Origin of the sequence: Rathayibacter sp. VKM Ac-2879 (genome assembly GCF_015351245.1) — a bacterium.
GTDB lineage: Bacteria > Actinomycetota > Actinomycetes > Actinomycetales > Microbacteriaceae > Rathayibacter.
The window spans coordinates 332,796-346,144 of record NZ_JADKSO010000001.1 but is presented as its reverse complement, the minus strand read 5'-3'; the positions used below and the strand labels follow the sequence as shown (position 1 = coordinate 346,144).

The window sequence follows — 13,349 nt, the reverse complement described above, 5'->3', positions numbered from 1 at the left end:
CGCGGAGGACCGCGGATCGGGCTCAGAGCCGCGTGCCGGTGAGCGCGAGGCCGAGCGCCGCCGCCAGGAGGGCGGACGCCCACATCCCGAGGCCATAGCCCAGGCCTGCCGCCCACCGCCGTTCGAGCAGCAGACGAGCTGTCTCGACGCTCGCGGTGCTGAACGTCGTGAAGCCGCCCAGCACCCCCGTGCCCAGCACCGCGCGCCAGCCCGCGTCGAGGTGGCCCGACAGCGCAAGCCCGACGACGACTCCGAGCAGGAACGAGCCCACCACGTTGATCAGCGCCGTGCCGACCGGCCATCGCGCCGGCACCAGAGCACGCGCGACGCCGTCGACGACGAGGCGGGCCGCGGCTCCCACCCCGCCCGCGAGCGCGACCGCGACGAGCAGCGCCAGCGTCACGTGCGCTCCCGGGCGTTACGGCCCGCGACCGCGATCCCCAGCGCTGCGGCGAGCGTGCCGAGGAGGAGCGTCGCGCCTGTGTACAGGCCGGCTTCGGCGATCCGTCCCCCGTCGAGCAGCGTGAGCGTGTCGAGCGAGAAGGTGCTGTAGGTCGTGAATCCCCCGAGGACGCCCGTACCGATCAGGAGGCGGAGCGTGCGCCGCGGTCCGACGTCCGCTCCGCCGCGGACGAGACGCTCGAGCAGCAGCCCGAGCAGGAAGGCGCCCGCGAGGTTGACGGCGAGCGTCGCCACCGGCAGGGCGCTGAGGGGAGGCAGGGCCAGCGCGGTCACGGCACGCGCGGCGGTGCCCACCGTTCCGCCGAGGGCGACCACGAGGATCGCGGACGGTCTCAGGTGGAGGGGTGCGCTCACTCCGGGAGGTCCCACGGAGCCGGACGCGCGGGGTCGCGGTCGGCGCGCGGAACGACGAGGACCGGGCGGTGCTGCCGATGGGCGAGATGGGCGGCGACACTCCCGCTGAGGAACTCGGCGATGCTCGCGAGCACTCCCGCGTCGCGCGTGCCGACGACGATCATGCGGGCGTCGGACTTCTCGGCGGCGTCGGCGAGCGCGAGCGCAGGCTCGCCCTCGACGGTGCGCAGCGTCCAGGGCACGGTGGAGGAGGCGAGCTGCGCCTCGATCTCGTCGCGCAGCCGCTGATCGACCTCGGGAGGCGTCTCGGCCGCGCGCTGCGGCACGAGGCCGAGGGGGATCCCGCCCGTCATCGGGTCGATGTAGTCGCCCACGAGGTAGGGGTCCGCCGCGACGGTGACGAGGAGGAGCGAGGCTCCGAGACCCGCGGCGATGCCCTCCGCCGTGCGGAGGACCTCGGGCCGCTGGCCCTCGATGACGCCGACGAGGACAGGTCCGGAGGCGAGGGGTGCGGTCATGGGGGCTCCTTCCCAGGTCTCCTCATCCTGGCACTGCGACCGGGGCACGCGCCGGTCATCAGCGCGGATCGGGCCGTGATCCTTTCGTGATCTGCGCCCGCCGAGCTAGACTCACTCGTCGCCGGGCCTCCCCACCCCGGCCCACCCGATGCCTACCGAGGAGAACGCACGCGTGTCGAAGCCAGACATTCCCACCCCGGAGGAGTGTCTCGACGCCTCGACCGTCATCCCCGTCCCGCTCACCCGGCGCGAGGCGCGAGCGGCTGAGGCTCGTGCCGCGGAGGCGCTCGCCGCCGCCGAGAGCAGCACCGCGTCGGCACCCGCCTCCGCCTCCGCGCCGCGCAGCGCGTCGCCACGCATCGCCTCCGCTCCTCGCACCGAGGTTCCCGCCCCGCCCGCCCGTTCGCGCGCGCTCAGCCGCCGCGCCCTCGGCTTCGCCACCTTCTCGGTCGTCGGCGGCCTCTTCGCCACCGCCGCGATCCCCGCCTACGGCGCGCGCGGCAACCCGTCCGGCGGAGGAGCCGCCGCGCAGCGCGTCGGCCTCCAGAACCTCACCGTCTCGTCGGACGCGTCCGGCCAGACGGCGGTCCGCGACGCCTTCGCCGCTCCCACGCAGGTGCAGCTCGACGAGGCCAGCCGCCAGGCGGCCGTGCTCTCAGGCTCGAACGGCGGCCACTTCAGCACCGTTCAGACGAGGGCGGTCGGCGACGACTACCCGTGGCCGTACGAGACGATCGACGACAACGGCGGCGGGCTCTCGCCGCTGGGCTACTACTACCGTGAGTGCGTCGACTTCGTCGCGTGGCGCCTGAACCGCGATGCGGGCCGCACCTCCGCCCCGTGGAAGTACACGTGGAGCACCATCACGCCGCTCGGCGGCAGCGCGTACGAGTGGCCCGACAACTGGGCGGCGAAGGGCTGGGCGACGAGCAGCGTCCCGATCGTCGGTTGCGTCGCGTGGTGGACCTACAACCACGTCTCGTACGTGCAGAAGGTCAACGGCGACGGCACCGTGCTGCTCGAGGAGTACAACTACGGCGGCAAGCACAGCTACGTCACCCGGACCTTCCCCACCGCCCAGGTCCCCCTCTTCCTCTACCCGCCCGCCCTCTGACGCCCCGCCGCCTCCCTCCCCGCGAGATGCCACTTATGACGGCCGCCGCCGGCGTGTCGTCCTCATAAGTGGCATCTCGCGGGGAGGGGCGGGGAGGGGCGGGGCGCGGGAGGCGTCTCAGCGCGGAGGCGCGACGTCGCCGAGGCCGAGGAGCAGCGTGCGGAGCAGCTCCGCCAGCTGCCGTCGCTCGTCGTCGCCGAGGCTGGAGAGGAGCTCGCGCTCGTTATCGACGTGCGAGACGAGCGCCGCGTCCACGACGTCGAGGCCGCGAGCGGTCAGCGTGACGATGACGCTTCTCCGGTTGCCCGGGTCAAGCTCGCGCGTGACGAGCCCCTTGGCGACGAGCCGGTCGAGCCGATGGGTGATCGCCCCGGAGGTGACCATCGTGCTCGCGAGCATCGCCCCGACGGTGAGCCGGTGCGGCGCGCCCGAGCGGCGTAGCGCGGCGAGGAGGTCGAACTCGCCCGGGCGGAGGTCGTGCTCGCCGAGGGCGGAGGCGATGCGCCGCTCGAGCAGCGCCTCGGCGCGCGCGAGGCGGCCGATCACCGCCATCGGAGTGACATCGATGTCGGGCCGCTCCTGCGCCCACTGCTCGAGTACGCGATCGACGGCATCGTGCATGGCCGCTCCTTCACCTGTGTGGCGTCAAGGCTACGCCGTCCTATACTTCTTAGTGTTGAACAATCATGAGCTAAGAGGAGTCGTCATGACACGCGCGGGTCTCACCCTCACCGCCGCGGTCGCGCCCATCGTCTGGGGCACCACTTATCTCGTGACCACCGAGCTCCTGCCTCCGGGCCACCCCCTGACCGCCAGCCTGCTCAGGGCGCTCCCCGCCGGCCTGCTCCTGCTCGCCCTGCGACCAGGCGTCCCGCCGCGCGGGTGGCGCCTCCGCACGCTTGTGCTCGGGCTGCTCAACATCGGGCTCTTCTTCCCGCTGCTGTTCGTCGCCGCCTCGAGACTGCCCGGCGGAGTGGCGGCGGTCGTCGGAGCGGTGCAGCCGCTCGTCGTCATCGCGCTGACCTTCCTCCTCCGCTGGGGTCGGCCCCACCTCCTCCAGGTGGCATCGGGAGTCGTCGCCCTCGCGGGCGTCTCGCTGGTGTCGATCAGCGGCACCGCCTCCTTCGACCCGATCGGCCTGGGCGCCGCCGCGCTCGGAACGGTCTCGATGGCGGTCGGGATCCTGCTGACGCGACGGTGGGGAACGCCGCCTGGGACGCATCCCCTCACCTCGACCGCATGGCAGCTCATCGTCGGCGGGTTGGCCGTCGCACCGCTGCTCCCCCTCACCGATCATGGGCCGTGGCAGCCCGGTCTCGCCGGGCTGGCGGGCTACGCCTGGCTCACCCTCATCGGAGGCGCGCTCGCCTACGCGCTCTGGTTCCGCGGGGCCCGGGCACTGCCGTCGAGCAATGTCGCGCTCCTCGGAGTGCTCAGCCCGGTGACCGCGGCGCTGCTCGGCTGGGTCGTGCTCGGACAGGCGCTCTCGGCCCTCCAGCTCCTGGGCTTCGCGCTCGCCCTCGCCGGCTCGCTCGCCGGCCAATTCGCCCCCGCCCCCCGCGACTGACCGAGGCCCCCTCCTCCGCGAGATGCCACTTATGAGCACGACACGCCGGCGCGCGAGCGCACAAGTGGCATCTCGCGGAGGCGAGAGGGAGGGGCAGGCGGGCGGGCGGCTCAGCTCACGCTGACGAGGGTGCGCTGCCAGCCGCTGGAGCCGTCCGGCGCGACGGGCGCGCGGTCCGCGGTCTGCAGCGCGCCGTTCTTGTCGGTCGCCCGCACGGCGATGTAGTGCGATCCGCTCTCGGCCTGCCAGTCGACGTGCCACTGCACCCACGTGTCGATGTTGACGGGAGTCGAGAGGGTCGCCGCCTGCCAGTCGCCGTCATCGATGCTGACCTCGACCTTCGAGATCCCCGTCGCCTGCGCCCACGCGACTCCCGCGATCGTGGTGGGTCCGGCCGTGATCGGCGCGTCGATGCGCGGGGTGTCGATGCGCGAGGACATCTTGATGGGGGCCTCGGCGGAGTAGCCGCGCGGGGTCCAGTACGCCTGATCGGCCGCGAAGGTGGTCACCTTGAGCTCGGTGAGCCACTTGGTCGCCGAGACGTAGCCGTAGAGGCCCGGGACGACCATCCGCACCGGGAACCCGTGCTCGAACGGCAACGCCTCGCCGTTCATCCCCACCGCGAGGATCGCGTCGAGCCCGGAGTCGGTGAGCGAGGCCAGCGGGGTGCTCGCGGTGTACCCGTCGATGCTGCTCGAGAGCACCATGTCGGCGCCGCTCTGCACACCGGCCTTCGCCAGCACGTCGCGGATCGGCACGCCGAGCCACTTCGCGGTGCCGACCAGGTCTCCTCCGACCTGGTTCGAGACGCACGTCAGCGTCACGCTGTACTCGTCGACCCCCATGTCGAGGAGCTGCTGGAGGGTCAGCGTCACCTCCTGGTCGACCATCCCGGTGACCTTCAGCGACCACGTGGAGGGGTCGATGTTCGGGACGCTGAGCGCGGTGTCGACGCGGTAAAAGTCGGCGTTGGGCGTGTAGAGCGGCGAGAGGCCGTCGATCCCCAGGTCGGCGCCGGCGGGCACCGCGACGGTGGTGCGCGGAGGGGGCAGGCGCAGCGCCGCCCGCACGCTCGCGAGGGAGGAGGTCGCGGCGTTGACCAGGCGGGCGCCGGTGCCCACCACAGCGGCGCCGACGGCGGCGACGAGGGCCACCCGGAAGAAGCCGCGACGTTCGAGCCCGGCGGCGTCCGCCTCGTCCGCTACGCCGGCGCCACGCCAGCGCCGCAGCCGCCCGAAGAGGAGGTGCATCACGACGACCGCGACGATCACCCCGGCGAGCGTGGGCACGGCCGAGAGCGGAGTCGCACCGGCGCGCGTGACGATCGCTGCGATCGAGAGGCCGCCGGCGACGACGAGGAGGATCTGCCCGAGCGGGGGCCGGACCAGCTGAAGCATGCCGGCGATCGCCGCGGCCACCACCACGGCGACGCCGACGCTCGCGAGCAGGAAGATCTTGTCGTTCTCGCCGAACGTCTCGATCGCGAATTCCTTGAGCGGGCGCGGCACGATGTCGACGATGAAGGAGCCGAGCGCCAGCACGGGGCTGGCTGTGCGCGCCACCGCGAGGGCGACGAGCTCGGCGACCGCAAGCAGCACGCCTCCCGTGATGATGCCGGCGAGGGCGGCGAGCAGGAGGAAACGCGCTCGGTGCGCGCTGCCCTGGCGCACGGGGGCCGCTGTCTGGTTCATGCCCGCCAGTGTTCGCCTGTGACCTTCCTGTTGGCAGGGTGGCCCTGGTTTGGTCGCGAGCAGCCCAATCGTGTCACGGTTCGATAACGATAGTGGCCGCTCAGCACCAGTCGAGCGAGGTGCCCGGGAGTCGAGCCGCGACCGCCCCGCTCCGGGAGTCGACGAGGTCGGTCGAGTCGGCTCCGGAGTCCCGCAGATGCACCGCCAGGTATTGCCCGTTCGGCGAGATGCAGGTCGAGGCGATCGAGGATCCGGCGGACGGCTGGTAGAGCAGACGGTCGGCGTAGCCGTCGAACAGCACGATCCCCTCGGTCGTGCCGAAGGCGCCCGAGCGCTCGCTCACCGTGCGCAGGTAGGAGGATCCGTCGAGCAGCACGGCGGGCGTCGACGAGCCGCTGGCGGCCACGTCCGGAGGGACCTCGAGAGACGCCTCTTCGCCCGTGCGCAGATCCACGACGGAGCCCGCCTCGGCATCGGCCACCACCAGGTCGGAGGTTCCGGGAACGAACCCGCGGAGCTTCTCGTGCTCGCCGAGCGAGGTCGGCGCGGTCGCCCCCGCATCGACGCGATAGAGCTCGCCCGCGTCCGTGAGCGCGGCGACCGAGGTCGAGCCGGGCTCGAAGGCCCAGGAGGCGACCGAGAGGGCCTGACCGTCGGGCCCGTTCGCGCTGACGGGGGTCGCGCCCGCTCCCGAGATGTCGAGCGTGTCGAGCGTGTGACGGTCCGGAGCGTCGGGCGTGCTGAACGTGAAGCCGACGCGAGGTGCCGAGGTCGAGCCTCGCAACTCCGACACCGTCGCCCCCTCGGGCAGGGCGACGGGAGTCACGACACCGCTCGCACGGTCGACCGTCTGCAGCGTCTGCCGACCGCCGGAGTCCTCGGTCACGACCGCCAGAGTGGGAAGGGTCGTCGCGTAGGCGACGATGCGACCGGCCTCGAACTCGGTGCGCGAGTCACCACCGGCGAGCGGCCGACTGGTGATGCGGTCGGACGAGCCGTTGCTCCCCCGCTCGAGGGAGAGGACGTCGATGGAGGACGTCGTGAAGCGAGTCGAGACGTCGGAGGCGGGGCCGCCCGGCGCCGAGACTCCGGTCACCGAGACCGTGTAGTCGGTGCCGTAGCGCAGGAGCGCGTTGAAGGCGACGGTGATCTCGGAACCCGCGACCGTCACCGTCGTCGGCACCGACGGCGACACCGAGACGCGATCGATGACGGAGGGGTCGACCGCGCGATCGAGGCGCAGACGCAGCCGCGCGCCATCGCGCTCCACGACTCCCACCGTGCTCACCTGCACGCCGGTGACGCGCGGGCCCTGGAGAGCCGTCGCGGCGGTCAGACCCCCGACGAGCAGGACCAGCGCGGCGAGGGTCGACGCCAGCACCACGCGGTAGCGCCGTAGCGCGCGGTCGGCGGGCGGGTCGGACGGGACCGACGCTCGCGTGGCCGACGGGCGGACGTCAGTAGACATAGGGCATCGAGGGCTCGGCGATCGGCGTCTCCGTGACCGGGTCGAGGACGATCGACTGGGCGCTGGTGATGCTCGGGTTCGAGCCGAAGCCGCCGGTCACCTCGAGCCACGAGTCGATCGCGTACTTCTGCTCCCAGCCCGGCTGGTAGATGGGGACGCCGACGGGTTGCGCGTCGACGGCGCAACAGGTGACCACGAATCGCGTCACGTAGAAGACGTTCGTCGGGTCGTCGGGATCGGGGCTGACGAACCCGCTGATGGTGGCGGAACGGCCGGCGAAGAACTGCTCGGTCTCCCCCTGGGCGAGTAGCGCCGCCCAGTCCTTGACCGAGTAGTTCGCGGTGTCTCCCGTCGGCACCGCCGCCGTCAGCGCACCGGTGTTCACCTGGCGGGTGTTCGCGGTCGCCGTGGTGAGGGTCGAGGGAGGCAGCACGAGCAGGCCGACCGTCGCGGTCGCCACGATCAGCACGGCGGTCGCGGTGACGAGTGCGGGGCGGCAGCGTAAGAGGCGGGCACGGAGCGAAGTGGCGGGGCCGTCCTCCTCGTGACCGTGTCCGTCGTCGTCATCGTGTCCGTGTTCGTCGTGCTCGTCGGAGGCGCCCAGGAAGGCCGTTGCCGCCACCACCAGCACCACGGAGATCACCGCGAGGACGGTGGTGAAGACGAAGTACCGCGGGTGGATGTACAAGCCGAGGCGGCCGGTCGCAGCGAGCCAGAGCGTCGCGGCGAGCGCGATCAAGCTGAGGACAGGCCCCTGCCAGCGGGACGCGAGCCGTGCTCCTGCGCTGCTCCTCCTCCGCTCAGCCGACAAGGTTCACCGCCAGGCCCAGCGCGGCGGCCGAGAGCGCGACGATCGCCGTGAGGCGTACCAGCGTGGCGCTCGTGAAGGTCGTGCGCAGCAGCGCCAACATCTTGACGTCGATCATCGGGCCGAAGACGAGGAACGCCACGATCGCGCCCGGGAGGAAGGTGCCGCCGAACGAGAGCACGAAGAACGCATCGACGTTCGAGCAGATCGAGACGACGAAGGCGAGTGTCATCAGCGCGAGCACCGACCACAGCGGGTCAGCGCCCAGCGTGGTCAGGAGATCCCGTGAGACGGCGACCTGGATGAAACCGGCGATGCCGGCTCCCACGAAGAGCGCCGGGAGCATCGCGCTGGTCTCGCCCGAGAGGGTCGTGAGGCTGCGCCGGGCGCGCGACGAGACGGAGCCGCTCGCGGAGTCGCCGCGCTCGCAGACGGCGCGGAAGCCCGCCGTGAGCAGCTCAGCCTGGCGCGGGTGAAGGCTCACGAGCCAGCCGGCGAGGTTGGCGATCACGAACCCTCCGATCACGCGCGAGACGAGAATCCCGTCGTTCCAGCCGAACGCCTGGTAGGTGGTGACGATCGTGATCGGGTTGAGGATCGGCGCGGCGAGGAGGAACGTCACCGACTCCGACACGCTGAGACCCTTCGCCACGAGGCCGCGAGCCAGAGGAACGTTGCCGCACTCGCAGACCGGGAGGAGCACGCCGAGCAGGGAGATCGCCAGCCGGCGCGGCAGCGCACGACGCGGGAGGACCCTCAGGAGCACGCGCTCGGGCACCCAGAGCTGCACCGCCACCGAGAGCAGGATGCCGAGGAAGACGAACGGTAGCGACTCGATCACCACACTGATCGAGAGCGTCGCGAAGTCGCGGACGGTGTCGGAGAGGGCGAGCTCGGGCGGGTCGATACTGCGGAGGACGAGGAAGGCGACCAGCAAGCCGACGCCGATGAGAAGGCGCGGAATCAGGGTCGAGCGCGACCTCGTCGGCGGCGAGGCGGTGGACACCGACATCGGCGACTCCTTCACGGGGAGGGGGCGTATCAGGACGACGGCGGCCGCCAGAGGATGTCCTCCGACGGCCGCCGTCAGTGTGTCACCCGATCGCTCGGATCGGCGGGTGACGAGGTGAGCCCCTCCGCAGGATTCCCGCGACGCGCCGGGAGGCGGTCGGAGGAGGTCCCGCGGAGGGGATCACCGGGGGTGGTGCGTCAGCAGGTGCGAGCGGTGTACGTCGCGGTCTGCGTGCTCTTCACCGACGCGCCGTTCACGGTGCCCGTGGACGAGACGCTGGCGCTGCCCGCGGCGATGGAGGTCGCGCGGACGGTGTACGCAGCCGAGGCGCTGGAGCCCGGAGCCACGTTGGTGAACGACTTGGTTCCGTACGACGTCGTGACCGACATGTTCGCGGGGACCGTTGCGCCGTTCTTCGCCGTCACCGTCAGGACCACGTTGCCGCCGATGCAGCGGCTCGAGGTCGTCACGGTCATCGGCATCGTCGCCGTCGAGGCCTTCACGATGGTGAGGGCGTAGGTCGCCGTCGTCGTGTGGTCCTGTGCCGAGGACACGATCGAGACCGAGGTGTTCCCCGAGGCGGCGAGGTTCACCGTGCGGGCAACCGTGTCGTCGATGAGGATGCCGTCGACCGTCACCAGTCCGCTGCCCACAGCCGGGTCGAGGTCGAGCGAGACGCTCGTCGTCGAGGCCGGCACGGTCAGCGTGTAGTTGCGGACACCGGTGGTGAGCGCCGGCGAGAGCGTTCCCACGTTGGAGGCGAGCTTGGTCAGCTCGGCGTTCGTCCCGTAGGTGTCCGAGGCGGTCGTGTAGACCCCGTAGACGCCTCCGACGAAGCTCGTGCCGTTGCTCTGGAAGCGCACGGTGACCTTGGGCACCTTGTTCCCCTTCGCGTCGAGCACGTAGTTGCCGCTCTGGTCGCGCTTGTAGCTGTCCTTCGCCGCGATCTGGTCGAGGACCGTCTGCGGGATCTGGTCGTACTGCACGTACCACTGGTTGGCTCCGCCAGCCCCTGAGATGGTCTGGGTCTTGAGCTTCACATCGTTGAGGTAGATGTCGAAGTTGCGACCCGCGTCACCGCCGTAGTACCGCACGCCGAGGAAGTTCTTCGGCAGCGTCGGGTTCACGATCATGTCGTACTGGAAGAACGCGTCCGACGCCTGCTGTGCATCGCGGTAGGGCTGGCCCTGCCACGTGCCGACGCTCGACTTCGAGAACTTGTAGTTCTTGTCGGCCTCGCTGTTGTTGTCGTCGAACGACGTCAGGGAGTCGATCGTCGTCTCCTTGATGCGGAGCTGGTCCTTCTGGGTGCGGATCAGCGCCTGCGCCTCCGGAGAGTCGGGCTGGATGAGGGTCATGTACGTCGCGTATCGGGCGTTGTACAGGCTGTAGTACGGGCGGAACACGCGAGCCTGCGAGGCCGCGTCGGCGTTCTTCATGCCGAACCGCATCGTCGTGCGTCCGTTGCCGTCGGCCCCATCGGGCAGGCGGACCAGGTTCTGGACGATGTTGTTCTTCCACGCGGACGTGTCGCTGACGACGACGTCGTTGTTGACCGACTTGTCGGCGACGCTCATCTGCACGAGCACGCCGGCGGTGTAGGACGCGTTGACGTTCGTGCGGTTGAGCTCGGTCGCCAGCAGCACGGGGCCGTAGCGGAAGGCGGTCCAGTTGGGGTTCTCGGTGTCGGCGACGGCCACGACCTTCGCCGGGACCTTCCAGGCGAGGGTGTCACCCGCGGCGACCGGGACGACGACGTAGCCGCCCTGGGTCAGCGTGGAGATGTCACGAGCAGCGCCGTTGACGGTCAGGGTCGGCGTGCCGTCGACCCACGACGGGATGCGCAGGCGGACGGTGGTGCCGCTCGCCACTGCTCCGGAGCCGAGCGCCTCGACCTTGAAGGTCGCGGTGTCGCCCTCGGGGATGCTCCCCGACTGCGTGAGCTTGAGGTTCCACGCGGCCGAGCGCAGCACCGAGGCGCGGAACTGGTTCACGTAGACCGTCTTGTCACCCTCGAAGTAGATCGAGTCGCCGAGCTTGGTGAAGCTTTCGATTCCCGATCCGTGGTCGCACCAGAACTCGTCAAGAGGCGTTCCGAAGACCTTCGAGTAGCCCGCGGTCTGCGGCTGGAAGTACGTCACCATGCCGGTGTCGGGGTTCTGCGAGGCGACGACTCCGTTGGTGAAGGCGCCTTCGTAGAAGTCCGCGTACTTGACGTCCTGGCTCACCTTGAACAGTGCCCGCGTGAGCTTGAGCATGTTGTAGATGTTGCAGCCCTCAGAGGTGGAGTTCTCTCCGTAGCCGGAGGTCTCTCCGTTGGTGGCGTACTGGTAGAGGGTGCCGGGGGCGTGGAAGTGCTCGGACTGGCTGTTGCCGCCGTTCGCGTAGGTGTGCGTCTCGTCGACCATGCGCCAGAAGTTCTCGGCGGCCCGCCGATACATGTCGAGGTTCGCCTTCTCGTCCGCGGTCAGCATCGCGTAGAGCGTGGGGTCGTCCGTGAAGACGGTGTAGCGCTTGAGCGCACCGATCACCTTGGGGATCGTGGCGTTCGCGTGCAGTCCGTCGAGGATGTCCTGGTTGTTCGCGAGCTTCTGGAACAGCGCGGTCTCGTCGAAGTACTCGGCGGCACGCTTGTGCGCCGCCTTGTGCGTGATGTCGAAGAGGCGGTAAAGCGCCTCGTTCATTCCGCCGTACTCGGTGTTGAGCATCTGCGTCGGGTCGGCCTGACGACCGGCCCAGTTCGTGACCCAGGTGCCGAAGCTGTCCGCGATGGCCAAAGCCTTCTGCGAGACGTCGCTCGGGCCGTACTCGTTCGCGTCAAGCAGGCCGGCGAGAACCTTGTGCAGGTTGTAGAAGGGGACGAGGAGGCCGTCGGCGCCCGAGGGGAGGGCGGTCACCGGGAACGGAGCGACGAAGCCCGCGTTCGACGGGTCCTTCGCGGCGTAGGCGTCCTGGACCTTCTTGAGGCCGTTGACGGAGGTGGTCAGCTTCGCGAGCAGAGCGGCCTTCGTGGTCGGGTCCGTGGTGTTGGCGTAGGCCTGCGAGACCGCGGAGATGTAGTGGCCGAAGAAGTGACCCTGGAAACGGAGTCCGGAGTCACGCTCCCAGCCGCCGTAGCCGCTGTCCGTGGTCGGGGCGAGTCCCGCCTGCTTGTAGAAGGAGTAGAGGAACTTCTCGGGGTCGAGGCTGAGCAGGTACTGGACCGTCTCGTTCTCGCCGTTCACGAGGTAGGCGTCCTGAACATCGACGTTCGACATGCCCGCGTCGGTGAGATACGTCGAGGTCTTCGTGCCCGTCGGCTGCACCTGGACCGCGAAGGCCTTGGTGACCGGGGCGCTGCCGCCGTACGTCGCCGAACCCGTGAGGGTCACGTTCTTCGCCGAGCCGGTCGGCGGAGTCACCGTCGCGGTTCCGTCGGCGGCGATCGAGATGGTCGCGCTGTCAGAGGAGGTCCAGCTGATGGTCGAGCCCTTGGCGCCGCTCGTGGGCACCGCGAAGACGGTGCTGGTGCTCGTGGGCACCGAGACGGCGGCGAGGTCGTCGCTGGCGACGGTGGCCGGGTCGAAGGAGGGGAGGTGCGCCTTCGTCAGTGCCACGACGTCGGTCGTGGTCGCGACTCCGTTGTAGAGCGCGTAGTCGTCCATCAGGCCGCGCAGGTGCGCGCCGTTGTACTGGGGGCCGTTGAAGCCGATGGTCTTGGTCGAGGTGCTCTCGGAGCCGAGGACTCCGGTCGCGTCACCCGAGACAGCGGTCTTGATCGAGCTGGGCTGCTTGACGCCGTTGCGGTAGAAAGCGACCGCCTTGGTGCTCTTGTCGTAGGTGGCGACGACGTGCGTCCACTGCCCCGTGGGGAAGAAGCTCGAGCGCGTGCCGTCGACGGCGACCTTGTAGGGCTGACCGCCCGCCGGCCCGATCGAGAGCGCGAGCGGAGTGCCGTCGCCCTCGGAGGTGAGGTACCAGCCGTCGGAGTTGTAGGCCGTCTTGTTCCAGGTGAAGACCTCTTCGCCCGTCATCGCGACGGTGGGGTTGAACCAGAACGAGACAGTGAGGTTCGCCGGCTGCAGTGCCGCCGAGGTGCCCAGCGAGATCGCGTTCGAGCCGGTGAACTCGAAGGCCTGGCCGCTCAGGCCCGTGCCGTAGGAGGCGGTGCCCTTCTGCATGCCGAGCGGCGTATTGCGGCCGCTGGTGTCGGCCAGGGAGCCGTCGAACGGAAGCTCGAGGACCTTCGCGCTATCGAGGGAGGTGGTGGTTGCGGCCTGCGCGGTGGGGCCGACAGACAGGAGACCTGCCGTCAGCGCCATCACCGCCGCGGCGGCGAGGGGGATACGTCGTCTCATGGGGACCTCTCGTCGTTG

At 70.3% G+C, this 13,349-nt stretch carries 11 protein-coding genes; 2 read left to right on the top strand and 9 right to left on the bottom strand.

Annotated elements, in window-relative coordinates:
* Positions 1-22 precede the first annotated feature (22 nt).
* The 3 genes from ITJ45_RS01655 to ITJ45_RS01645 are packed head-to-tail and all read right to left on the bottom strand — an operon-like array spanning position 23 to position 1,334.
* Positions 23-403, bottom strand: a complete 381-nt coding sequence (locus ITJ45_RS01655) for a fluoride efflux transporter FluC (protein WP_194607110.1) — start codon at positions 401-403, stop codon at positions 23-25.
* Complete coding sequence (locus ITJ45_RS01650) at positions 400-816, bottom strand: fluoride efflux transporter FluC (RefSeq protein WP_194607109.1); 417 nt, start codon at positions 814-816, stop codon at positions 400-402. Before ITJ45_RS01650 ends, ITJ45_RS01655 begins: the two co-directional genes overlap by 4 nt.
* Positions 813-1,334, bottom strand: a complete 522-nt coding sequence (locus ITJ45_RS01645; RefSeq protein WP_194607108.1) for a universal stress protein — start codon at positions 1,332-1,334, stop codon at positions 813-815. The genes ITJ45_RS01650 and ITJ45_RS01645 overlap by 4 nt, the downstream gene beginning before the upstream one ends.
* 172 nt (positions 1,335-1,506) lie before the next feature.
* Between ITJ45_RS01645 and ITJ45_RS01640 the strand changes: the two genes are divergently transcribed.
* Positions 1,507-2,448: a CHAP domain-containing protein gene (locus ITJ45_RS01640; RefSeq protein ID WP_194607107.1), complete on the top strand. Its 942-nt coding sequence runs from the start codon at positions 1,507-1,509 to the stop codon at positions 2,446-2,448.
* 117 nt (positions 2,449-2,565) lie between these two features.
* Here the strand turns inward: ITJ45_RS01640 and ITJ45_RS01635 are convergent, their stop codons facing one another.
* Positions 2,566-3,069 (bottom strand): MarR family winged helix-turn-helix transcriptional regulator, encoded by a 504-nt coding sequence (locus ITJ45_RS01635; protein ID WP_194607106.1) that lies wholly within the window; start codon positions 3,067-3,069, stop codon positions 2,566-2,568.
* An 85-nt stretch (positions 3,070-3,154) separates the two neighbouring features.
* On the opposite strand from ITJ45_RS01635, the gene ITJ45_RS01630 reads away from it, so the two are divergent.
* On the top strand, positions 3,155-4,015 hold the full coding sequence (locus ITJ45_RS01630; RefSeq protein ID WP_194607105.1) for an EamA family transporter: 861 nt from the start codon (positions 3,155-3,157) through the stop codon (positions 4,013-4,015).
* Between the two features lie 110 nt (positions 4,016-4,125).
* On the opposite strand, the gene ITJ45_RS01625 is transcribed toward ITJ45_RS01630, so the two are convergent.
* The 5 genes from ITJ45_RS01625 to ITJ45_RS01605 form a co-directional block, all read right to left on the bottom strand.
* Positions 4,126-5,706: a molybdopterin-dependent oxidoreductase gene (locus ITJ45_RS01625; RefSeq protein WP_194607104.1), complete on the bottom strand. Its 1,581-nt coding sequence runs from the start codon at positions 5,704-5,706 to the stop codon at positions 4,126-4,128.
* A gap of 100 nt (positions 5,707-5,806) precedes the next feature.
* Positions 5,807-7,174: an Ig-like domain-containing protein gene (locus tag ITJ45_RS01620; protein ID WP_194607103.1), complete on the bottom strand. Its 1,368-nt coding sequence runs from the start codon at positions 7,172-7,174 to the stop codon at positions 5,807-5,809.
* On the bottom strand, positions 7,164-7,913 hold the full coding sequence (locus tag ITJ45_RS01615) for a TIGR03943 family putative permease subunit (protein WP_194607102.1): 750 nt from the start codon (positions 7,911-7,913) through the stop codon (positions 7,164-7,166). The genes ITJ45_RS01620 and ITJ45_RS01615 overlap by 11 nt, the downstream gene beginning before the upstream one ends.
* 61 nt (positions 7,914-7,974) lie before the next feature.
* Positions 7,975-8,994: a permease gene (locus ITJ45_RS01610; protein WP_194607101.1), complete on the bottom strand. Its 1,020-nt coding sequence runs from the start codon at positions 8,992-8,994 to the stop codon at positions 7,975-7,977.
* A 197-nt stretch (positions 8,995-9,191) separates the two neighbouring features.
* Complete coding sequence (locus ITJ45_RS01605; protein ID WP_194607100.1) at positions 9,192-13,331, bottom strand: beta-L-arabinofuranosidase domain-containing protein; 4,140 nt, start codon at positions 13,329-13,331, stop codon at positions 9,192-9,194.
* Positions 13,332-13,349: the final 18 nt, after the last annotated feature.